This is a genomic window from Buchnera aphidicola (Myzocallis carpini), from assembly GCF_964059025.1.
Lineage (GTDB): Bacteria > Pseudomonadota > Gammaproteobacteria > Enterobacterales > Enterobacteriaceae > Buchnera_L > Buchnera_L aphidicola_AK.
The window spans coordinates 280013-303494 of record NZ_OZ060376.1 but is presented as its reverse complement, the minus strand read 5'-3'; the positions used below and the strand labels follow the sequence as shown (position 1 = coordinate 303494).

Below are 23482 nucleotides of genomic sequence, written 5' to 3'. Positions count from 1 at the left end.
ATATATTGGGAAATGTGATTAAATATATTATAAAGAATAATATTTTTTATAATATAATTATTATATATTATATTGAAAATAATAAAATATTTTACAGTAAATAATAGATTTATTATGTTTTTAGAAGATATTATGGAGTTTTTATGAAAACACTTTTAGTTCATTCCAATGATATAAAAAAAAAATGGTATTGTGTTGATGCAAGCAATAAAGTATTAGGAAGATTATCTACTAAAGTATCTTATTATTTAAGAGGAAAACATAAAGTAGAATATTCTCCTCATTTAGATGTTGGAGATTATATTATTATTATTAATGCTGCTAAAGTTATTGTTACTGGAAAAAAAAAAATAAATAAGTTTTATTATCGGCATACAGGATATATAGGCGGAATTAAAAAAATTTCTTTTCAAGATATGTTATTAAAATATCCTGAAAAAATTATTAGAATTGCTGTGAAAGGCATGTTACCTAAAGGTCCATTAGGTCAATCTATGTTTCGTAAATTAAAAGTTTATGCTTTTAATATTCATGATCATGAAGCACAAAAACCACAATTTTTAAATATTTAATATTGGATGTTATATGATGAATTATGATAATTATGCTACAGGGCGTCGTAAAAGTTCTTCTGCTCGTGTTTTTTTAAAAAGAGGAGTTGGTAATATTATTATTAATCAAAAAACATTATTAAAATACTTTCCTATTGAAACTACACGTATGGTGATTTTACATCCACTATATGTAACTGATATGTATAATAAGTTGAATTTTTATATTACAGTTAAAGGAGGAGGAATTTCTGGACAAAAAGGAGCTATTCTTCAAGGGATTTCTCGTGCATTAATAAAATATGATATATCTTTTAGAACTGAATTAAGAAAATTAGGATTTATAACTCGTGATGCAAGACAAGTTGAAAGAAAAAAAATAGGATTACGAAAAGCAAGAAAGAGACCACAATTTTCTAAAAGATAATTACTCAAATATTATATATTTGAATCCGGAACATCGCAATCTCCGGATTTTATATGTATTTGACATATAAAATTTTTATACTTTCCGTTTTATAACAAGTTATTATTTAAAATAAAAATGATTTCTTTTTTTCTAAAAAATTTACTATTTGATAACAAAGTTTTTCAGTTCCAATATTTTTCATGGCTGAAATATAATAAAAATTTTTACAAATTTTTATTTTATTAATAATATATGTAATTTTTTTTTTTATTATATTTTCATTATTATAATCAATTTTATTAAAAATTAACCATGTTGGTTTATTATATAAATATTTACTATATTTTTTTAATTCTATTTGAATGATATGAATATTATTTAAAATATTTTCTATTTTTTGAGAAATATCAACAAGATGTAGTAAGATATAACATCTTTCTATATGTTTTAGAAATTTGATTCCTAATCCTATTCCATGTGATGCTCCTTGAATTAAACCTGGTATATCTGCTACTATAAATGTTTTATTATTTTTTAGTTTTACTGTTCCTAAAGTTGGAATGATAGTAGTAAAAGGATATAAACCTATTTTGGGTTTTGCATTTGAGATTGCTTGTATTAGTGTTGATTTTCCAGAATTGGGTAAGCCAATAATTCCTACATCAGCAATTAACATTAATTCTAATTGAATATATAGTTGTTCTCCTTTTTTTCCTTTAGTGTTTTGATATGGTGTACGATTAATTGAAGATTTAAATTTTGTGTTTCCAATGCCTTTTTTCCCGCCTTTTGCAATTAATATTTGTGTATTTATGTTATTTAAATCTGTAATAATTTCTTTGGTTTCATAATTTATAATTCTAGTTCCTATAGGAACTTTAATAATTATATCAGAACCATTTTTCCCAGATTTATTATTTACTTGACCAACTTGACCATGATTTGCAATAATATTTTTTTTAAATTGATAATCTACTAGTGTATTAAGATTGTGGTCGATTTTTATCCAAATATTTCCTCCATTTCCTCCATTACCACCATCTGGTCCTCCTTTAGGTTCAAATTTTTCTCTTCTAAAATGAATACAGCCATCTCCACCATTACCAGCAGTAACTTTTATTTTTACTTGATCAACAAATTTCATAGTATTTTTCTCATATTTGATTGAAAAATATTCATAATAATATTGAAAAATTTTTTATTACAGTATTTTATTATCATGCTCCTTTATTTATTTTAAAATAAAGGAGTCATTATAAAAGATATACCATATTTTTTGTAATTTATAATTATTAAGTAATAATATTAATATATTTTTTATTTTTTATACCTTTTATTGTAAATAATACTTTTCCTTTTTTTATTGCAAATATTGTATGATCTTTTCCTATTTTTGTATTTTCTCCAGGATGGAACTTTGTTCCTCTTTGTTTAACGATAATAGTTCCTGATAATACATTTTCTCCGCCAAATTTTTTAATTCCTAATCTTTTTGAATGAGAATCTCTTCCGTTTCTGGTAGATCCTCCAGCTTTTTTCTGTGCCATAAGGTACCTTTATGCAAAATTTTAATAATTAATTTGAGTAATTTTAACATCTGTAAAATATTGTCGGTGTCCTTGTTGTTTTTTAAAATGTTTTCTTTTACGAAATTTTATAATTTTAATTTTTTTTTCTCTTCCATGTTGTATAATATTTCCAATAATACTACTATTTTTTATAGATGGTGTTCCCAATTGAATATTTTTTTCTTTAATTAACATTAATATATTATCAAATGTGATGTTATCTCCTTTTTTGGCATTAATTTTTTCTAATCGAATAGTTTGCCCTCTTTGTACTTGATATTGTTTACCTCCATTCGAAAAAATAGCATACATAATAACTCCTCAATAAGAATAAATATTAAAATATTTTATACAGAAAATAGTTATTTATATTATATATTTATGGATATTTTTTAAAAAATTTGATTTGGAATATGATAAAAATATATTATTTGTTATGTTTAGTATTTGTTATCAAGATATTTATAGAAATTTTTCAATGCAATTATATTAGTTGATTGAAGATACTAAAATATTTTTATTGATATTTGGCATTATTTATATTATTTTTATTTTTTTTTATCCATTCTAATTCAGTAAATGTATTTATTGTAATTGCATGAATTTTTTTTTCCATAATATATTTTGTTAATGGTTGATAAATTATTTTTTGTTTCTGAATATCACTCATGTTACTAAAAATATCTCCAATAGCAGTAATATATACGTGTTGCGTATCCCCATGAATAAATACTTTTTTGATTTGAGTATTTTGTATAATTTTTTGTTTTAATTTTTGAATATTCATATTGATATTTTTTTTATTAGTATTAGTATTCATAATATTATAAATGAATTATGAAAATTATTATAATAATATTTCTATAATTTTTTATTTATTTACACTATGTATTTCAATATTTTCAAATATGCATGATACATGGTACTGTGAAAATAATATCAATTATAAATTTTTAAGGTAGATTGTAAGGAATATAATGATGAAGAAAATTCCGATGACTATTAAAGGCGTGAAAAAACTTAATTTAGAATTAAAAAAATTAAAAAATGTTATAAGACCAAAAATTATTTCTGCGATTTCTGAAGCAAGAAAACATGGTGATTTAAAAGAAAATGCTGAATATCATGCAGCAAGAGAAGAACAAGCATTTTGTGAAAAAAGAATTAAAGAGATTGAAACGAAATTGTATTATGCACAGGTTATTGATATTAAAAATATTATTTGTGATGGTACAGTAGTTTTTGGAGCTACTGTTAGTATATTAAACATTCATACAAATAAAAAATTTACTTTTTGTATTGTGGGAGATGATGAATCAGATTTTAAAAAAGGTTTGATTTCTATAAATTCTCCTATTGCAAGAAGTTTAATTGGAAAAAAGAAATTAGATGTTGTTTCTGTAAATACTCCTTCTGGTATCATAAAATATCAAATATTAAGTATAAAATATGTTTAATCGTTAATAACATAATCACTATTTTACAATATAAAAGTATGTATTTCATCACTATTATAGTTTGTAAAATAAAAAATTTTATACAATATTTATTATGAATAAAAATCGTAGTATGAGTTCGAAAATTTGGTTGCGTGAACACTTTCGAGATATATATGTTCAAAATGCTTATAAAAACGGATTACGTTCCCGAGCATGGTTTAAATTATATGAAATAGATAAAAAATATTCTTTATTTAAACATGGTATGAATATAATTGATTTAGGTTCTTCTCCTGGTAGTTGGTCTCAATATGCAATCAAAAAAGTTAATAAAAAGGGGGGGTGTGTAATATCTTTTGATATTAATAATATGCGTCCTATCCCAGGAGTTTATTTTTTTCAGCATGATATTTTACAAGATGAAAAAATATATTGCATATTAAATGTAATAAAAAAAAAAAAAATTCATGTAGTCATGTCCGATATTTCTCCTAATATTACTGGTATATCTTCTATAGATATACCGAAATCATTGTTTCTCAACGAAGTAGCTTTTAAAATTGTTAAGAATGTACTATCAAAAAATGGTTTTTTTTTAGTAAAAATTTTTCAAAATATACAATTAAAAAATTTTGTTAATAAATTGCGGATGTATTTTAATATGGTTAAAATTTGTAAACCAAATGCTTCACGTAATCGCTCTCGGGAAATTTTTATTTTAGCTAAAGGTTTTAAAGTTAGCATATAGATCTTCATTTTTCATATCCGTGTCATTGTAATGAGGTTAATATCTTGCGTGATATATTTAAAAATTATTTTTTTTGGTTTATGGTATTTATTGTTTTCATATGCATTTTGATTGGTTTTAATTTACATAGTACCACTGTACGAAATATTGATTACTCTTCTTTTGTATCTTTATTGAATAAACATAAAATTCGAAAAGTTCGTATTAATGGTAATGATATTAGTTTTGTAAGTAAAGAAAATAATAAATATACTACTTATATTCCTATACATGATAATACATTACTTAACTCTCTTTTATCGCATCATGTCACTATCACTGGAATAGCTCCAAAAAAACAAAATATTTTTTTTTCAATATTTATTGCATGGTTTCCAACTTTGTTATTGATAGGAATTTGGTTATATTTTATACGTCAAGTTAAAAATAATGTTGGTAAAGGATCTACTTCTTTTGGAAAAAGTAAAACTCATATTTTTTCTGATAGTAAAATGCAAATTACTTTTGCAGATGTTGCAGGATGTGATGAAGCAAAAGAAGAAGTAAGTGAATTAGTGGAATATTTAAAAGAACCTAAAAAATTTCAAAAATTAGGTGGTAAAATACCAAAAGGTATATTAATGATCGGTCCTACTGGAACAGGAAAAACTTTACTTGCAAAAGCGATTGCTGGTGAAGCAAAAGTATCATTTTTGTCATTATCTGGTTCAGATTTTGTTGAAATGTTTGTTGGTGTTGGTGCTTCAAGAGTACGTGATATTTTTAAACATGCAAGAAAAATTTCTCCTTGTATAATATTTATAGATGAAATTGATGCTGTAGGAAGACAAAGAGGTACGATTTTTAGTGGTGGTAATGATGAAAGAGAACAAACTTTAAATCAAATGCTAGTAGAAATGGATGGTTTTACAGGTAATGAAGGTATTATATTAATTGCTGCTACAAATAGACCTGATGTTTTAGATGCTGCTTTATTGCGTCCCGGGAGATTTGATAGACAAGTGATGGTGTCTTTACCAGATATTAGAGGAAGAGAAAAAATATTACAAGTACATATGAAAAATATTCCTATATCTTCTGATGTTGATCCTATGGTTATTGCACGTAGTACTCCAGGATTTTCTGGTGCTGATTTATCTAATTTAGTTAATGAATCTGCTTTATTTGCTGCAAGAGATAATAAAAAATTTGTTTCTATGAAAGAATTTGAAAAAGCAAAAGATAAAATGATCATTGGATGTGAAAGAAAATCTATGATTATGACAGAGGAGCAAAAAGAATTTACTGCATATCATGAATCTGGTCATGTTATTGTTGGTCGATTAGTTCCTGCACATGATCCAGTGCATAAAGTTACTATTGTACCAAGAGGTCGTGCATTGGGTATTACATTTTTTTTACCTGAATCTGATGTATTTAGTATTAGTAAAGAAAAATTAGAAAGCCAAATTTCTACTTTATATGGAGGTCGTTTAGCAGAAGAAATAATTTATGGTCCTCAAAAAGTTTCTACTGGGGCTATGAATGATATTAAAATGGCTACTAATTTAGCTCGTAATATGGTAACAAAATGGGGTTTTTCTGAGAAGTTGGGACCATTATTATATACAGATCATGAAAATGAAGATATTTTTTTAAATGGAACATTTTCTAATTCTAAATATGTTTCTGATGAAACAGCACGAATTATTGATCAAGAAATAAAAATTATTATTGAAAGAAATTATTGTCGTGCACAAGAAATCTTATATAATAATTTAGATATTTTACATGCTATGAAAAATTCTTTAATGAAATATGAAACTATTGATTTGATGCAAATTAATGATCTGATGAATAGAGAATTAATTCAATAAATATAGTATATAATATATTATATAAGATAAAATATATTATATTAAATATTTATAAATATTTACATAATACAGTTATATTAGTTAATATATTATACGAATATAATATTTATTTACAATTTACATGATATGTTAAAAATATGATATTTTTATTATATTCTGCTATTATTTAATATAAAATAATAGTAGGATAATGATGATATTTTCATTATTACAGTGATATTTTCAGTAATCATAGTATTAAAGTATAATGTAAAATTTTATATATTATTAGGGATTAATATAACATGATATACAATATTATTATAATACTGTTTATATTTATTTCTTTAATGTTGATTGGTTTAATTGTTTTTAATCCTACTTCTGAACATCATACATTTAATTATAGTAATAATAATCAATTTAGTATTTTAAATTGTATTTATAATAATTTTTCGGTATACTTTTTAATAAAAGTATTTATTATATTGTTTTTTGTTTTTAGTATGATAATATGTATTCTAAATAATAAAAATTAATTTTAAAATATATTTGATAAAATCATAAAAAATTTTAAGTACCAAATATTTTATATATTAAACATTTTTATTATAATGATTTTAAAAATATGATATTTACCGAGATGGTGAAACAGGTAAACACGCTATCTTGAGAAGATAGTGCTATTAATTAGCATGTGGGTTCAACTCCCGCTCTCGGTATAATACTTATTGTAAAATCTTTTAGTATATTATATCTAATAAGTATATGATTTATTATGTTAATTATTTTTTGTATATTAAAATATATATATTTGAATGTTTTAAAAAATTTTTTAATTGGTATCATTAGTAAAAATACTATTATCATTTTATATGTAAAGTATATAGGGATATTATCAAATAATATTACATAAGAATTTTTATAAGTATATTGTTTTTATATATGAACATAGTAAATGTTTGAGGATATAATATGAATAAAAAAATTTTGTCAGTGGTAGAATCAGTTTCTCATCAAAAATTATTACCACGTGAAAAAATTTTTGAAGCTTTAGAAATTGCATTATCTATAGCAACACAAAAAAAATATACTCAAGAAATTTATGTTCGAGTAAATATTAATCGACAAAACGGTAATTTTAATACTTTTCGTAGATGGATAATTGTTAATAAAGTTAATCATCCGACTAAAGAAATTACTTTAGAAGCAGCACGTTTTGAAAATGAGTCAGCACAATTAAATGAATTTATAGAAGATGAAATTCAATCAGTGAATTTTGATAGAATTACTACTCAAATTGCTAAAACAATTATTATAAAAAAGGTTAAAGCAGCAGAAAGAATGATGGTCACAAAAAAATTTTATAATTTAAAAGGGAAGATTGTAAATGGTATAGTTAAAAAAATACATCGTGATTATATTCTTTTAGAATTAAAACATTCTATTCATGCTATCATAACTAAGGAAAATATGTTACCTAAAGAAATTTTTAGAGTTGGAGATCGTATTTGTGGTATATTATATGATATTCAACCTAAAAAAAAAGGTATTCAACTATTTGTTAGTCGTTCAAAAGTTTCAATGTTACAAGAATTATTACGGATTGAAGTTCCAGAAATTTTAAAAAATATTATAGAAATAAAGGCAATTTCTAGAAATCCAGGATTTCGTTCTAAAATTGCTGTAAAAACTAATAATGTTAGTATAGATCCTATTGGTGCTTGTGTAGGATTGCGAGGTATAAGGGTACAATCAATATCTAAAGAGTTTTGTGGAGAAAAAATAGATATTATTTTATGGAATGCTAATCCTGCAAAATTTGTAATAAATGCTATTTCTCCAGTGAATATTATTTCTATTATTGTACATAAAGAGATAAATTCTATGGATATTTTAGTAGATGTAAAAAATTTACCTCAAGTCATTGGAAAATATGGTCAAAATATTCGTCTTATTTCTAGTTTAGTTGGATGGGAATTAAATGTTATGCAAGCAGATGATATATATAAAAAAAGTAAAAAAAAAATATATCATACAAATGATATTTTAATTAAAAAATTAGACATTAATGTAAATATTTTAAATATTTTATTTAAAGAGGGTTTAACTTCTATAGGTAAATTAATTTGTATTCCTTTTTTAAAATTATTAGAAATCAAAGAATTAAAAAAAGACATGATTTATGAATTAAAAGATAAATTAAGTCAATATATTTCTATGTTATTATTAAAAAAAAGATATGGTGTTAAAAAAAATAAAAATAATATTTTAAAAAATAAAAAATATTAATTTTAATTTTTTATGTAAAATGGATTTTTTAATAAAAATTATAAATTTAGCAAAGAAAATATTGATAATTATTATAAATATTGAAAGTATAAAAAATTATATTATATTATGAATTATTTTTTCGTAATATTTGCTAGTTCAATCATTTATTTACATTATATAAGGAATAGTATGGTAAATATTACTTTAAAATCGCTTGCTGATACAATGAATATATCGATTTTAAAATTAATAAAATATTTTGCAAATGTTGGGATTGTAAAAAATAAAAACGATGATGTTTCATTACATGAAAAAAAAATTTTATTACATTATTTATCTTCTAAAAATGAATTGATTTTTCATAAAAATAATAATAAAAAGTATATGAATTGTAAAAATGATATATTTGTAAAAAAAGAAAAAAATTCTGTACATTTACACAATGAAAGTTCCAGTTTCAAAAATATCGATACTAATCAAAAAATTAATTTAAAAAAAATAGTTAATAACAAAAAAAATAAAATTCATAAAAGAAAAAAAATTATTAAAAGTAATTTATTTAAAAATATTGAACATTTATATACAATAAATATGAATAAAGAAAATGTTTTTCTTGAAGAAAATGTTAAGAAAATATATAAAAAAAAGAATATTATACGAAATAAGATCACAAATGTATCAAAAAAAAGTATTTCTATATTACCTCATGAATCTATAATACAAAATTTATCCTATAAGCATCGTATTAAAAATATTTCTCATATTAAAAAAATACCAAAGTATACAATTGATGATGAATCTTTTATAAAAAATACAAATACACAATATAACATAAAACATGATCATTTACATTCTGATAATAATATTAATTATTCTAAAGAAAAAAAAAATCATACTTTTCATAATCATGTTGATCAGAGTAATAAGAAAAATATTACATGTGAAAATAGTAATTATAAATCGATTACAATAATTAAAAAAAATATTATTATCAATGATACAATAAAAATTTCTGAATTAGCAAGTAAAATGGCTATTAAAGGATCTGAAATGATTCGAAGATGTTTAAATATGGGTCATGCAGTCACTATTGATCAAATTATTGATCAAGAAACTGCTCAATTAATTGTAGAAGAAATGGGATATAATGCTGTTTTACATGATGATAATTTTTTAGAAAAATCAATAATTCATGAATTTCATCAAGAAAATAAAAAATATAAAAAAGTTTTACGTCCTCCTGTAGTTACTATTATGGGTCATGTAGATCATGGAAAAACATCATTATTAGATTATATCCGTTCTACCAATATTGTTGATAAAGAAGCAGGAAATATTACTCAACATATTGGTGCTTATCATGTTAAAACAAAATATGGAATTATTACTTTTTTAGATACTCCCGGACATGCTGCATTTACTGCCATGCGTGCTCGTGGTGCACAAATTACTGATATTGTTATTTTAGTAGTAGCTGGAGATGATGGAGTAAAACCTCAAACGATAGAGGCTATTCAACATGCAAAAGCTGCTAATGTCCCATTATTAGTCGCAATTAATAAAATTGATAAACCAGAATCTAATATTGAGAAAGTAAAAAAAGAATTATTACAACACCAAATATTATCTGAAGAATGGGGTGGAGAAACAATATTTGTGAATGTATCCTCAGTTACTGGAGAAGGAATTGATAATTTATTGCGTGCAATATTATTACAAGCGGAAATATTAGAATTATTTGCTGCAAATTGTGGTATTTCGCATGGAGTAGTAATTGAAGCATCGCTGGATAAAAATCGCGGACCTCTTGCTACTATATTAATTCAAGAAGGAAGATTAAATAAAGGTGATAATATATTGTGTGGTTGTACATATGGTAAGGTACGTTTTATGCGGGATTCTTTTAATAACATATTAAAATATGCTACTCCATCTATTCCTATAGAAATATTAGGATTATCAGATATACCTAATAGCGGAGACATTTTTTATGTTGTAAAAAATGAACAAAAAGTTCGTCAAATTGTTTTACATAGAAAAAATATATTTAGAAATAATACATTAAAACAAAAAAAGAAAATTAATTTAGATAATATTTTTGATAATATTGTAAATAAAAAAAATAATGAATTAAATATTATTTTAAAATGTGATGTTCAGGGATCATTAGAAGCTATTTCTAATGCTATTGTTCCTTTATCTGAAAAAAATATTACTGTTACAATCATTAGTTCTTATGTTGGAGAAATTACAGAAACTGATGTTTCGCTTGCAATGGCATCACATGCTATGATTATTGGTTTTAATGTAAGACCTAATATTCTTGCTAAAAGATTAATAAAAATAGAAAATGTTGATGTTCGTTATTATTCTGTAATATATCAGTTAATTGATGATATAAAATTAGCTGTTTCAGGTATGCATTCTCCTATTTGTCGTTCTTCTATTGAAGGTTCTGCAGAAATTAGAACTGTTTTTAAACCTACAAAATCTATTGTTATCGCTGGTTGTATGGTAATTAGTGGAAGTATGAAAAGAAATGATACAGTACATATTATCAGAAATAATACTGTTATACATAAAGGAGAATTAGAATCTTTACGTCGTTTTAAAGAAGATATTAAAGAAGTGGGTATTGGAAAAGAATGTGGTATTAAAATTAAAAATTATAATGATATTCGTGTTGGAGATATTATAGAAGCATACGCAATGCTTCCAATAAAAAATAATTTTTGATAATTATTCCGCGTTTTTTAAAATATATTATTTTATATAATATTTTATACGTTGTTTAAAAAAGAAAGATATGAAAAATTTTAAACGTTCTATACGAATATCACAGGAATTAAAAAAAGAAATATCAGTAATACTACAAAAATATCTTCAGGATCCTAGAATTAATTTTACAATTACAGTATCTATGGTAAAAGTATCACAAGATTTATCTTTAGCAAAAATTTTTATTAGTTATTTAGATTCTTATAAAAGCCATGTAAATAATTTTAAAAATTTTAATAGTATTAAAGATATCATTTTAATTTTACAAAAAGCTTCAAAGTATATTAGAAGTATATTATGTAAGAAGATTAATTTACGAAAAATGCCTGAATTAATTTTTTTGCATGACAATTCTTTATCTGAAGGAATAAAAATTTCTAATTTATTAAAAAATGTGATTAGATGATACATTCCAATAAATATGTACCTATAATTTATCGAAATGATATTCATGGAATATTATTATTAGACAAACCAAAAGGGATATCTTCTAATAAAATACTACAAAAAATTAAAAAAATTTTTTTTGTTAAAAAATTGGGTTATATAGGTACGTTAGATCCTTTAGCAACAGGAATATTGCCAATTTGTTTGGGATTATGTACAAAATTTTCAGATTACTTGATAAAAAAAAAAAAAACATATCGTACTATCGCAAAATTTGGACAAATTACTACAACATATGATTCTGAAGGGATTGTATTAGAAGAAAGAAATATTAATTTTTCTGAAAATGATTTATATGATGCAATAAAAAAATTACAAGGAAATATTATTCAAGTTATTCCTTCATATTCTGCTAAAAAATATAAAGGTGTTCCTTTATATAAATATGCTAGAAAAAATATTTTTATTCCTAAAATTCAAAAAAATGTTTATATTTATCAGTTAAGATGTATAAAGTATAATAGAAATTTTATTGAATTAGAAATAATATGTTCTAAAGGTACATATGTTCGTACATTAATTCATGATTTAGGAAAATTACTACAATGTGGTGCTCATGTTGTTGCTTTAAGAAGGATACAATTTTTTTCTTATAATATTTCAGATACAATTAATGTTAAAAATTTATATCATATAAATAGATTATCATTTATAGATAATGATAAAAATATTTTTTTGAGATTTTTTATACCTATAAAAAAATTTTTTTTTCAATTACCGGAAATTAATTTTTTTTCTGATTTACCTCTTTCTTGTAAAAATGATATTTATCCTATTCCAAGAAATACAGAAGGTATTTATAGAATTATTGTGAAAAACAAAAATAACATTTTTATTATAGGGAAAATAAATCAATATAGTCGATTAATTTCATATAAAATATTCAATATGAAATAATAAATTATATTTTATATATTTATCAAAATTTTTTGGAGAATTAATATTTTAAATGAATACTTTTAAAAAAAAAATAATACTACAATATGGTTCTAATCAAAGTAATACAGGAAAATCTGAGGTACAAATCTCTTTATTAAGTTATCAAATTAATTATTTAAAAAATCATTTCTTAGTACATAAAAAAGATTTTGCTAGTAAAAGGGGTTTGTTAAATATGGTTTCTAAAAGAAGAAAATTATTAAATTATTTAAAAAAAACTAGCATATCTCGATACAATAATATCGTTAAACAATTGCAATTACGTCATTAATAATATGTTTTATTTTTATAAAATATATTTTTTAACATTTTCAATAGAAAGAGCTTTTAAGAGCTCTTTTTTTTATATTATACATTTATAATATTCAAATTATATTGTATAAAATTTTTACCGATATTAATAAAATTAATATTATTGATATAATTAACACTCTTCATGTAAAATAAGGATATGATTTTGTTTAACTCTATTATTCGAAAATTTAAATACGGCCAACATACTATTACATTAGAAACAGGTACGATGGCTAGACAAGCAACTTCATCCGTTATGATTACCATGGATGATACTTCTGTTTTTGTAGCTGTAGTAGGATATAAAAAAATATCATCTAATCAAAAATATTTTCCTCTGAGTATTAATTATCAAGAAAGAACATATGCTGCTGGAAGAATACCGGGAGGTTTTTTTAGAAGGGAAGGAAGACCTAGTGAAAATGAGATATTAATTGCTAGATTAATTGATCGTCCTATTCGTCCTTTATTTCCTAAAGGATTTTATAATGAAGTTCAAATCACTGCTACTGTTGTTTCTGTAAATCCAAAAATTAATCCTGATATTGTTGCTATTATTGGTTCTTCTGTAGCATTACAATTATCTGGAATACCTTTTTTAGGTCCTATTGGAGCGGCAAGAGTTGGATATATTAATAATCAATATATTTTAAATCCTACTACTGATGAAATGAAAGAAACAAAATTAGATTTAGTTATCTCTGGTACGAAAGATACTATTTTAATGGTAGAAGCAGAAGTAAATTTATTAAATGAAACTGAAGTCTTAAATGCTATTTTATTTGGCCATCAAGAACAACAAAAATTAATTGAAAATATTATATTATTTTCCAAAGATGTACATATTACTCCATGGGAATATACCGCATTTGATTTTAAAACACATCCGTTATTTTCTAAAATTTCAAAATTATCTGAAGAAAAAATTATTCATGCATATAAAATAGTAGAAAAAAATAAACGTCATGAAAAATTAGAAACTATTAAAGAATTTGTATTACAACAATTACTTTCTGAAGAAATTGTATTTATAGATTCTGAAGTAGAAAATATTTTATATAACATTGAAAAAATCGTTGTTCGTAATAAAATTATACATGGTGAATGTCGTATTGATGGTAGAAAAAATAATATGATTAGAAAATTAAATATACGTACTGGAATTTTACCGAGAGCTCATGGTTCGGCATTATTTACACGAGGAGAAACGCAATCATTAGTATCTGTTACTTTAGGAACATCAAGAGATGCGCAAAATTTAGATGAATTGTTAGGAGATAGAATAGATAACTTTTTATTTCATTATAATTTTCCTCCTTATTCTGTTGGAGAAATAGGTATGGTAGGTTCTCCTAAAAGACGTGAAATTGGTCATGGTAGGTTAGCAAAACGTAGTATGATGGCAGTTATGCCAAAATTAGATGATTTTCCTTATACTATTAGAATTGTTTCTGAAATTACTGAGTCCAATGGATCTTCCTCTATGGCTTCGGTATGCGGTGCTTCTTTAGCATTGATGGATGCCGGTATTCCCATCCAATCTGCAGTAGCAGGTGTAGCAATGGGTTTGATTAAAGAAGGTAATAAATATGTAATATTATCTGACATTTTAGGAGATGAAGACCATTTAGGAGATATGGATTTTAAAGTGTCTGGTACTGAATATGGTATTACTGCATTACAAATGGATATGAAAATTTCAGGAATTACCAGCGAGATTTTAAAAGATGCTTTATATGAAGCTAAAAAAGCTAGATTATTTATTTTAAAATTTATGAAAAAATCTATTAGTATTCCCAGAAGTAAAATTTCTAAATTTGCTCCACGTATTCATACCATGCAAATTAATCCTGAAAAAATTAGAGATGTTATTGGGAAAGGGGGTTCCGTAATTCGTATGCTGACAGAAGAAACTGGAACAACTATTGAGATTCAAGATAATGGTATTATAAAAATTTCAGCAACATTAGAAAAAAAAGCAAAAAACGCTATTCAACGCATTAAAGAAATTACTGATGAAATTAAAGTAGGAAAAATATATAATGGTAAAGTAATTAGAATTACTGAATTTGGAGCATTTGTATCTATTGGAGTAGGAAAAGAAGGATTAGTGCATATTTCTCAAATAGATAATAAAAGAGTTGAAAAGGTTTCTGATTATTTAAAAATTTCTCAAATAGTTTCTGTAAAAGTATTAGAAATAGATAGACAGGGTAGATTAAGATTAAGTATTAAAGCAGCGAATAAATACAAAATTTATAAATAATATATTTATTTTTAAGATAAAATTATACATAAAAATTTTATTTTAACAATAATATTATTATTTTAATAACAAATATTATTTTTGATAATTTTTAAATCATATTATTATAAATTTTCAATTTATTCATTTTAAATCATTTTTATATATCAAGATGTATGAACTTTGATTTTATAAATATATTTTACTTTTTAAAAAGGTTATAATAAATGATACAAACTGAAAATTTGTTTTTGAAATTAGGTTTAAATTCTTTAATTTTAAAATCATTAAATGATTTAAAATATATTGATCCTTCTCCTATTCAAAAACTATGTATTCCATATTTATTATCTGGAAAAGATGTCTTAGGAATGGCACAAACTGGAAGTGGAAAAACTGCTGCTTTTGCATTGCCATTATTAAATAATATTATTATTAATTTACGATACCCCCAAGTTTTAGTATTAACTCCGACAAGGGAATTAGCAATACAAGTATCAAAAGCATTTGCAGATTTTTCGAAGTATATTAAAAATATTAAAGTTTTACCGTTATATGGAGGACAAAGATACGAAATACAATTAAAAATATTGCGACAAGGTCCTCAAATTATTATTGGAACACCAGGTAGGTTATTAGATCATTTAAAGAGAAAAACACTGAATTTAATTAATTTAAAAACATTAGTTTTAGATGAAGCTGATGAAATGTTAAGAATGGGTTTTATAGAAGATGTTGAAAATATTTTATCACAGATACCTAAAAAACATCAAACAGCGCTATTTTCAGCTACAATGCCTAATATTATTAGTAACATTGCTAAAAAATTTATGGTTACTCCTCAAGTGATTAAAATTCAATCCAATGTTACAACTCGTCCAAATATTCAACAAAGATATTGGATGGTCAATGGTAGAAAAACTGATGGATTAATTAAATTTTTAGAGTTAGAAAAATATTCTGCAACAATTATTTTTGTTCGTACAAAACATGCAACTTTAGAAGTTGCAGAAATTCTAGAAAGAAATGGATATAATAGTTCTGCATTAAATGGGGATATGAATCAAAATCTTAGAGAAAAAACATTAGAAAAATTAAAAGATGGTCGTTTAGATATTTTAATTGCAACAGATGTTGCTGCTAGAGGATTAGATGTTGATAGAATTAATTTAGTTATTAATTATGATATTCCTATGGATGTAGAATCATATATTCATAGAATTGGACGTACTGGTCGTGCTGGACGTACTGGTCGTGCTTTATTGTTTGTTGAAAACAGGGAATGGCGTTTATTAAAAAATATTGAACGTATTGTGAAACAACCTATTGTTCCAGTAGAATTACCAAATATTAAATTACTCAGTCAATATAGATTAGATCATTTTAAAAAAAAACTTATTAAAGAAATTCATAGTAAAGATATAAATCAGTATTGTAAATTATTAAATCAAATTAATTTACATCATGATTTTCAATTGGAATTATTAGCTGCAGCATTACTAAAAATGGCACAAGGAGAACGTCCATTAATTATTTCAGAAAAAAAATTGATAAAAAAAAAAAATGATTATGAATATGTGAAAAATAAAAAAATATTTTTTAATCAAAATATAAAAAATAGTTATACTAAAAAAAATAATATTTTCAAAAAATTTAATAAAAAAAAAATACCAATGAATATGTACCGTATTGAAGTTGGATATAATGATGGTGTAGAAATAAGACATATCGTCGGTGCTATTTCTAATGAAGGAGATATTAATAGTAATAATATTGGGACTGTAAAAATTTTTCCTAAATATTCTTTTTTAGAATTATCAAGTCATTTACCGAAAGCAATATTTAAAAATCTTATACATACGAAAATTTTGAATAAACCTATTAGAATAAGATTACATAATAATGATTTACAAAAAAAATAATTTTATTCATTTTTACAATCTGAAAAGAATTTGTACTTATTGTAAAAAATATTATAACAATAATTTTTAAAAATTTTTTAAAAATTATTAATATAATTTTTCTTGTAATTATCATTTAATAATGATAATATTTATTTTATGCCACTTTGTGGCATATTTTAGAATTACAAATTATTTTTTATTGCTATAGCTTCAATTTCAATTTTAGCATTTTTTGGTAATTTAGAAACCTCTACACATGTTCTAGCAGGATACCTTGCATTATTTTGAATAAAGAAATTTTTGTAAACACAATTTACTTTATCAATTTCTTTTAAATTAATCAGAAAAATTGTTGTTTTTACAATATTATTTACTTTTAATCCCACTTTTTCTATAATATTTTTAATATTTTGTAAACTTTTTTCTGTTTGTTTAGATATATCATTTGAGATAATTTCAGAATTAATATTAATTGGTATTTGTCCAGAAATAAATACAAAATTATTTATTTGAACTCCTTGTACATATGGTCCAATAGGTTGTGGAGATTGTTTTGTATTAATAATATTATACATATTTTTTTTTCCCATAAAATATTATGTTATAATGAAAATAATAATAAACTTTTATTATATTTTTAATATAATACTTTTTTGTTTAAAGTATAGATCATTAATGCTTTAATAGTGTGCATTTTATTTTCAGATTGTTCGAAAATAATTTTTTTATTTTTTTGGAATACTATATCAGTAATTTCAATTCCATTTTTTAAATTATATTTTTGAGAAATTTCTTTTCCCATATTGGTTTGATTATCGTGTAGTGCTGGTAAACAATGTAAAACTTTTACATCAGAATTATTTGTTAATGCTAGTAATTTTTGGTTTATTTGATATTTTTTTAATAGTGTAATTTTTTTATTGTGGTTTTTTTTTGGTTCGCCTAGTGAAATCCAAACATCGGTATAAATAAAATCTGCATATTTAATACCTTCTGCAATATTTTCAGTACAAGTGTTTTTTGTATTATACTTTTTTTCATATTTTTGGATTTTATTATTTTTTGGCCAAAATTCTTTGGGAGCTATAAAGCATATTTGTAAACTAAAAAGTATTGCCATTTCTAAAAGAGAATTTGCAATATTATTAGAAGCATCTCCGATATATACTAATTTGATTTCAAAAAGACTTTTTTTTGAATATTCTATAATAGTAAGTAAATCTGCTAATATTTGTGTAGGGTGATGTTTTTCTGTCAATCCATTCCAAATAGGAATACTAGAATTTTTCGATATTTTTTTTAAATTATTATGATTATTTCCTCGATATACAATGCCATCGTATATTTTTTCAAGAAAATGTAATGTATCTAATATAGATTCTTTATAACCTAAATGTATACTCCCAGGGGATAGATAACTGGTATATGCACCTTGTTCTAAAGCAGCAATTTCAAAAGAACACCTAGTTCGTGTTGATTCTTTTTCAAAAATTAAAGCAAATTTTTTATTTTTTAAATATTTTATCTCTGTATTTTCTTTTCTTTGTTGTTTTAATTTTTTGGACAATATTATAATATTTAAGATTTCTTGTTTATTAAAATCAGATATTTTTAAAAAATTTTTTTTATATAAAGTATTCATAGTATTTTATTTTTGTTACAATCATTTATAAATTATATTACATGATATTAATAATAAAGTGATGAATATAATATAAACATATAATTATATAGATAATTAATATTAATAATAAAATATTATTACAAGACGTTGTGTATTATGATAATATATAAATATTAGTATTGATCATGATTGGTTTAGAAAAAATACTAATAATTATTATTATAAATATATTGCAGGTAATATGAAATACTAATAATATTTTACGGATATGATATATATATTTTGAAAAATTTATTAAAATCAAACATTTTGATAAAATAATTTATATAATATTATTAATATATGCATGATGATAAATATTCCAAATATTTTTGAAATTTTTTATGTACTATATTAATTAATATTAATAAAAAATATATTTATAATATATTTATGTAAAATCATTCATTTAAAAAATGAATACTTATATAAGAGTATTTATTATACAATACAAAAATATGGAAAAAATATATAATCCTAAAAATATAGAAGAAAAAATATACAAAAATTGGGAAAAAAAAGGTTTTTTTAAACCTACGCATGATAAGAATAGTAATACTTTTTGTATTATTATGCCTCCTCCGAATATTACAGGAAATTTACATATGGGTCATGCATTTCAGCAAACCATTATGGATATTTTAATTCGATATCATCGTATGCAAGGAGATAATACTTTATGGCAAATGGGGTTAGATCATGCAGGCATTGCAACACAAACTCTGATTTTAAAAAAAATACAATCTGAAAATAACCAGAATATTCATGATATTAGTAAAAAACAATTTCTTGAAAAATGTTGGGAATGGAAAAATCTTTTATCATGTAATATTCACTCTCAAATAAAAAGACTTGGAAATTCTGTTGATTGGGACAGAACAAGATTTACATTAGATAGATTATCTTGTCAGGGTGTAAAAAAAGTTTTTATAAATTTGTATGAAAATAATTTAATTTACCGAAAAAAAAAATTATCTAATTGGGATATAAAATTACAAACTGTCATTTCTGATTTAGAAGTTGAACATCGTGTAGTTACAGGAAAAATGTGGTATATCAAATATCATATCTTAGATGTAAATAAACAACATAGTAAGGATAATTATTTAGTAGTTGCGACAACAAGACCTGAAACATTATTAGGAGATACAGCAATTGCTGTTAATCCCAATGATGTACGTTATAAATATTTATTAGGAAAATTTGTCATTGTACCTATTATAAATAGATGTATACCGATTATTTCTGATGCTTTTGTTGATATGAAAAAAGGAACAGGATGTGTAAAAATTACTCCAGCACATGATTTCAATGACTATCATGTTGCTTTAAAAAATAAATTACCTATTATTAATATTTTTACAAATAGTGGAAAAATTTGTAATCACCTTGAAATATATGATGTGTTAGGGAATATTATAGATATTTACGAAAAAACAGTTCCTAAATATTTAAAAGGGTTAGAAAAATTACAGGCCAGAAAAGAAATTATTAATATACTAAAAGAGCAGAAATTGATTGATTGTATTAAAAAAGAAAAAATTACAATTTTATATGGCGATAGAAGTAATTCGCAAATTGAATTGTTATTAACAGATCAGTGGTATTTACGAACCTCTTTATTATCCCAACAAGCAATAAAAACTATTTTAGACGATAAAATTCAATTTTATCCAAAACAATACAAAAATATGTATTTATCTTGGATGCGTAATATTCAAGACTGGTGTATTTCTCGTCAATTGTGGTGGGGACATAAAATTCCAGCATGGTATGATAATAAAGGCAATATATATGTTGGAGAGAATGAAAAAAATATTCGAAAAAAATATTCTCTTCAAAAAGAAATAATGTTAATTCAAGAAAAAGATGTTTTAGATACATGGTTTTCTGCTAGTTTATGGACTTTTTTATCATTGGATTGGCCTCATGAAAATAATTTATTAAATATGTTTCATCCTACAACAGTGGTTGTGAGCGGTTTTGATATTATTTTTTTTTGGATCGCTAGAATGATTATGATGACTATGTATGTAATTAAAGATCATTGTGGATATTCACAAATACCATTTAAAAATATATATATTACTGGATTAATTAAGGATGAATTAGGTTATAAAATGTCTAAATCTAAAGGTAACGTAGTAGATCCTATAGATATTATTGATGGAATTAGTTTGTCAGCATTATTAAAAAAAAGAAAAAGTGATCATGTTTATGAAAAACTTCATATTAGCATTGATGATATAACAAAAAAAAAGTTTCCTAATGGAATACAAAGTTTTGGTGCAGATGTTTTGCGTTTTTCTTTTGCGTCTTTATCTTCTATCAATCGTAGTTTGCATTGGGATTTAAAACAACTACAAGGATATAAAAAATTTTGTAATAAAATTTGGAATGCTTGTCGGTTTATCATGTTGAATACTAAAATAGAAGATATCAGAAAAATTGAAAATAAAAAATGCGATTTTTTTTTTAATATCTGGATTCTTGCAGAATTAAATGAAACTATTAAAATTTTTCGTAATGCATTGGATACATATCGTTTTGATATTGCTACACATAGTATATATGATTTTTTTTGGAATAAATTTTGTAATTGGTATTTAGAAATTGTAAAAATTATTTTTACAAAATATAACGATAATATTGTACTGCATACTAAATATATTTTAATATATGTTTTTGAGAATATTTTAAGACTATTACATCCAATTATTCCATTTATTACAGAACATCTTTGGAAAAATATTAAAAATTTTTTGAATATTGATGATCAAACAATTATGTTACGAACATTTCCGAAAGTAAAATATAATTATTTGAATAATGATAGTATTAAAATTATGAATTTGATTCAAGATATTGTTATTTTTATACGTACAACACGCATTCAATTAAATATTCATTATACTGATTTAGTATCTATATCTATTGAAAATTTGTGTTTGGAATATAAAAACATTTTTTTATTTTACGAAAATATTTTAAAAAAAATAGTTTTTTTAAAAAGTATTTTTATTTTAAATAAAAAACATGTTATTAAAAATGCTATTTTTAGTAAAAATATACATAATATAAAAGTTTCTATTATTTTAGATGATTTTGTTAATAAAAAAGTAAAAATTTTTCAATTAAATAAAAAAATTTTAGATTTAGATAAAAAAATTTATAAATTAAAAACTTTATTAGAAAATAACAATTTTCTTTCTCAAGATAATAAAAAAATAATTAATATAAAAAAAGAAGAATTGAAATTATTGTTATTAAAAAGAAATAGTATGGTAAATAAAAAAAATATATATTTTAATTGATTCAATCATCATAGTAAATATTTTTGTATTGATAAAATATAATTTTTATTAAAATATTTTATTAATATTATTTGAATAAGGTATATATGAAAAAATTATATAATATATATTCCAAAAAAAAATTAAAATTACGTATGTTAAAGAATTCTGAAAATAGAATTACAGTTTCTTTTTATAAGTATTTTAATATTATCAATCCTTTAGAGTTCAGAAATAAAATTTATATTATTTTTTATAAGCTCAGAATATTTGGAAGAATTTATATTTCTACAGAAGGAATTAATGCACAAATTAGTGTTTTTTCTAAATTATATAATTTTTTTAAAAAGAAATTATATACAATAAATGAAAATTTAAACAATATTCGATTAAATAAATCTTTAAATAAAAATAAATCTTTTTGGTTTTTACAAGTAAAAGTACGTAAGAAAATTATTTCTGATGGTTTATTAGAAAATAATATTAATTTCCAAAATACTGGAATTTATGTAAAACCTAAAGAAGTAAATAGTATGTTGAATGATAAAAATACAATTTTTGTTGATATGAGAAATGATTATGAATATGTCATTGGTCATTTTAAAAATGCAATACACATACCAGGTTCAAAATTTCGAGATCAATTAAAAATTCTTGTCTCATTTTTAGAAAATTATAGAAATAAGAATATTGTTATGTATTGTACGGGAGGTATAAGGTGTGAAAAAGCAACAGCATTATTGAAACATTATAGTTTTAAAAATGTTTATCATATTGAAGGAGGAATTTTAAATTATGTTTATCAAGCAAAAAAAAATAATTTTTTAATATATTTTGAAGGAAAAATTTTTGTTTTTGATTATAGAATGACTGAAAATATTTCTCATCATGTTTTATCTCATTGTAAAATATGTGGCACTTTTTGTGACAATTATATTAATTGTAAAAATGATTATTGCCATGATCTTTTTATTCAATGTAGATTTTGTTATAATAAATATCAAGGTTATTGTTCTGAAACTTGTCAAAAACTTTAATATCATAATAATATTGTTCTTTAAAATATCATATAAAATATTATTTATATTTTTTCAT

Annotated in this window: 20 protein-coding genes and 1 tRNA gene; 15 read left to right on the top strand and 6 right to left on the bottom strand. The window is 22.7% G+C overall.

What is annotated here, in order from left to right:
• Window positions 1-143 precede the first annotated feature (143 nt).
• Together rplM and rpsI are read left to right on the top strand one after the other, a co-directional pair.
• Window positions 144-572, top strand: coding sequence for a 50S ribosomal protein L13 (gene rplM, locus AB4W53_RS01365; protein ID WP_367671658.1), 429 nt, complete (start codon window positions 144-146; stop codon window positions 570-572).
• 13 nt (window positions 573-585) lie between these two features.
• Entirely contained in the window at window positions 586-978 is a 393-nt protein-coding gene (gene rpsI / locus AB4W53_RS01360) for a 30S ribosomal protein S9 (RefSeq protein WP_367671657.1), read from the top strand.
• Window positions 979-1084: 106 nt separating this feature from the next.
• Here rpsI and cgtA read toward each other — a convergent pair whose 3' ends face one another.
• The 4 genes from cgtA to AB4W53_RS01340 form a co-directional block, all read right to left on the bottom strand.
• On the bottom strand, window positions 1085-2104 hold the full coding sequence (gene cgtA / locus AB4W53_RS01355) for an Obg family GTPase CgtA (protein WP_367671656.1): 1020 nt from the start codon (window positions 2102-2104) through the stop codon (window positions 1085-1087).
• Window positions 2105-2252: 148 nt separating this feature from the next.
• Entirely contained in the window at window positions 2253-2507 is a 255-nt protein-coding gene (rpmA, locus tag AB4W53_RS01350) for a 50S ribosomal protein L27 (RefSeq protein ID WP_367671654.1), read from the bottom strand.
• A gap of 21 nt (window positions 2508-2528) precedes the next feature.
• Window positions 2529-2840, bottom strand: a complete 312-nt coding sequence (rplU, locus tag AB4W53_RS01345; protein ID WP_367671653.1) for a 50S ribosomal protein L21 — start codon at window positions 2838-2840, stop codon at window positions 2529-2531.
• A gap of 205 nt (window positions 2841-3045) precedes the next feature.
• Complete coding sequence (locus AB4W53_RS01340; RefSeq protein WP_367671652.1) at window positions 3046-3348, bottom strand: BolA/IbaG family iron-sulfur metabolism protein; 303 nt, start codon at window positions 3346-3348, stop codon at window positions 3046-3048.
• 157 nt (window positions 3349-3505) lie between these two features.
• Here AB4W53_RS01340 and greA point away from each other — a divergent pair, with 157 nt between their 5' ends.
• The 11 genes from greA (at window position 3506) to AB4W53_RS01285 (ending at window position 17449) form a co-directional block, all read left to right on the top strand.
• Entirely contained in the window at window positions 3506-3985 is a 480-nt protein-coding gene (gene greA / locus AB4W53_RS01335; RefSeq protein WP_367671650.1) for a transcription elongation factor GreA, read from the top strand.
• Between the two features lie 94 nt (window positions 3986-4079).
• Window positions 4080-4715, top strand: coding sequence for an RlmE family RNA methyltransferase (locus AB4W53_RS01330; RefSeq protein ID WP_367671648.1), 636 nt, complete (start codon window positions 4080-4082; stop codon window positions 4713-4715).
• Window positions 4716-4768: 53 nt separating this feature from the next.
• Window positions 4769-6571 carry an ATP-dependent zinc metalloprotease FtsH gene (ftsH, locus tag AB4W53_RS01325; RefSeq protein ID WP_367672133.1) on the top strand — a complete coding sequence of 601 codons (1803 nt, stop codon included), beginning with the start codon at window positions 4769-4771 and terminating at the stop codon, window positions 6569-6571.
• Window positions 6572-7187: 616 nt separating this feature from the next.
• A tRNA-Leu gene (locus AB4W53_RS01320) sits at window positions 7188-7272 on the top strand.
• Between the two features lie 253 nt (window positions 7273-7525).
• Window positions 7526-8842 carry a transcription termination factor NusA gene (nusA, locus tag AB4W53_RS01315; protein WP_367671646.1) on the top strand — a complete coding sequence of 439 codons (1317 nt, stop codon included), beginning with the start codon at window positions 7526-7528 and terminating at the stop codon, window positions 8840-8842.
• Between the two features lie 171 nt (window positions 8843-9013).
• Window positions 9014-11560, top strand: coding sequence for a translation initiation factor IF-2 (gene infB, locus AB4W53_RS01310; RefSeq protein WP_367671645.1), 2547 nt, complete (start codon window positions 9014-9016; stop codon window positions 11558-11560).
• A 70-nt stretch (window positions 11561-11630) separates the two neighbouring features.
• Window positions 11631-12008, top strand: a complete 378-nt coding sequence (gene rbfA / locus AB4W53_RS01305) for a 30S ribosome-binding factor RbfA (RefSeq protein WP_367671643.1) — start codon at window positions 11631-11633, stop codon at window positions 12006-12008.
• Window positions 12005-12946: a tRNA pseudouridine(55) synthase TruB gene (truB, locus tag AB4W53_RS01300; RefSeq protein WP_367671641.1), complete on the top strand. Its 942-nt coding sequence runs from the start codon at window positions 12005-12007 to the stop codon at window positions 12944-12946. Before rbfA ends, truB begins: the two co-directional genes overlap by 4 nt.
• Window positions 12947-12998: 52 nt before the next feature.
• Window positions 12999-13259, top strand: a complete 261-nt coding sequence (rpsO, locus tag AB4W53_RS01295) for a 30S ribosomal protein S15 (protein WP_367671640.1) — start codon at window positions 12999-13001, stop codon at window positions 13257-13259.
• Window positions 13260-13445: 186 nt separating this feature from the next.
• Window positions 13446-15548 carry a polyribonucleotide nucleotidyltransferase gene (gene pnp, locus AB4W53_RS01290; protein WP_367671638.1) on the top strand — a complete coding sequence of 701 codons (2103 nt, stop codon included), beginning with the start codon at window positions 13446-13448 and terminating at the stop codon, window positions 15546-15548.
• A 206-nt stretch (window positions 15549-15754) separates the two neighbouring features.
• Window positions 15755-17449, top strand: a complete 1695-nt coding sequence (locus tag AB4W53_RS01285) for a DEAD/DEAH box helicase (protein ID WP_367671637.1) — start codon at window positions 15755-15757, stop codon at window positions 17447-17449.
• Window positions 17450-17613: 164 nt separating this feature from the next.
• Here AB4W53_RS01285 and AB4W53_RS01280 read toward each other — a convergent pair whose 3' ends face one another.
• Together AB4W53_RS01280 and argF are read right to left on the bottom strand one after the other, a co-directional pair.
• The gene (locus tag AB4W53_RS01280; protein WP_367671634.1) at window positions 17614-18006 is read right to left on the bottom strand and encodes a Rid family detoxifying hydrolase; all 393 of its coding nucleotides are present in this window, start codon (window positions 18004-18006) and stop codon (window positions 17614-17616) included.
• A 62-nt stretch (window positions 18007-18068) separates the two neighbouring features.
• Window positions 18069-19073 (bottom strand): ornithine carbamoyltransferase, encoded by a 1005-nt coding sequence (gene argF, locus AB4W53_RS01275; RefSeq protein WP_367671633.1) that lies wholly within the window; start codon window positions 19071-19073, stop codon window positions 18069-18071.
• A gap of 479 nt (window positions 19074-19552) precedes the next feature.
• Between argF and AB4W53_RS01270 the strand changes: the two genes are divergently transcribed.
• Together AB4W53_RS01270 and AB4W53_RS01265 are read left to right on the top strand one after the other, a co-directional pair.
• Window positions 19553-22408 carry a valine--tRNA ligase gene (locus AB4W53_RS01270; RefSeq protein WP_367671631.1) on the top strand — a complete coding sequence of 952 codons (2856 nt, stop codon included), beginning with the start codon at window positions 19553-19555 and terminating at the stop codon, window positions 22406-22408.
• A gap of 86 nt (window positions 22409-22494) precedes the next feature.
• Window positions 22495-23424: a rhodanese-related sulfurtransferase gene (locus AB4W53_RS01265; RefSeq protein ID WP_367671629.1), complete on the top strand. Its 930-nt coding sequence runs from the start codon at window positions 22495-22497 to the stop codon at window positions 23422-23424.
• Window positions 23425-23482 lie beyond the last annotated feature (58 nt).

Excerpts from the sequence above, each read along its gene's own strand:
- AB4W53_RS01270 (WP_367671631.1), top strand. The coding sequence starts at position 19,553 with ATGGAAAAAATATATAATCCTAAAAATATAGAAGAAAAAATATACAAA.
- rbfA (WP_367671643.1), top strand. The coding sequence starts at position 11,631 with ATGAAAAATTTTAAACGTTCTATACGAATATCACAGGAATTAAAAAAA.
- AB4W53_RS01265 (WP_367671629.1), top strand. The coding sequence starts at position 22,495 with ATGAAAAAATTATATAATATATATTCCAAAAAAAAATTAAAATTACGT.
- truB (WP_367671641.1), top strand. The coding sequence starts at position 12,005 with ATGATACATTCCAATAAATATGTACCTATAATTTATCGAAATGATATT.
- rplM (WP_367671658.1), top strand. The coding sequence starts at position 144 with ATGAAAACACTTTTAGTTCATTCCAATGATATAAAAAAAAAATGGTAT.
- AB4W53_RS01285 (WP_367671637.1), top strand. The coding sequence starts at position 15,755 with ATGATACAAACTGAAAATTTGTTTTTGAAATTAGGTTTAAATTCTTTA.
- greA (WP_367671650.1), top strand. The coding sequence starts at position 3,506 with ATGATGAAGAAAATTCCGATGACTATTAAAGGCGTGAAAAAACTTAAT.
- AB4W53_RS01340 (WP_367671652.1), bottom strand. The coding sequence starts at position 3,348 with ATGAATACTAATACTAATAAAAAAAATATCAATATGAATATTCAAAAA.
- rpmA (WP_367671654.1), bottom strand. The coding sequence starts at position 2,507 with ATGGCACAGAAAAAAGCTGGAGGATCTACCAGAAACGGAAGAGATTCT.
- rpsO (WP_367671640.1), top strand. The coding sequence starts at position 12,999 with ATGAATACTTTTAAAAAAAAAATAATACTACAATATGGTTCTAATCAA.
- AB4W53_RS01330 (WP_367671648.1), top strand. The coding sequence starts at position 4,080 with ATGAATAAAAATCGTAGTATGAGTTCGAAAATTTGGTTGCGTGAACAC.
- infB (WP_367671645.1), top strand. The coding sequence starts at position 9,014 with ATGGTAAATATTACTTTAAAATCGCTTGCTGATACAATGAATATATCG.
- rplU (WP_367671653.1), bottom strand. The coding sequence starts at position 2,840 with ATGTATGCTATTTTTTCGAATGGAGGTAAACAATATCAAGTACAAAGA.
- nusA (WP_367671646.1), top strand. The coding sequence starts at position 7,526 with ATGAATAAAAAAATTTTGTCAGTGGTAGAATCAGTTTCTCATCAAAAA.
- rpsI (WP_367671657.1), top strand. The coding sequence starts at position 586 with ATGATGAATTATGATAATTATGCTACAGGGCGTCGTAAAAGTTCTTCT.
- AB4W53_RS01280 (WP_367671634.1), bottom strand. The coding sequence starts at position 18,006 with ATGTATAATATTATTAATACAAAACAATCTCCACAACCTATTGGACCA.
- cgtA (WP_367671656.1), bottom strand. The coding sequence starts at position 2,104 with ATGAAATTTGTTGATCAAGTAAAAATAAAAGTTACTGCTGGTAATGGT.
- argF (WP_367671633.1), bottom strand. The coding sequence starts at position 19,073 with ATGAATACTTTATATAAAAAAAATTTTTTAAAAATATCTGATTTTAAT.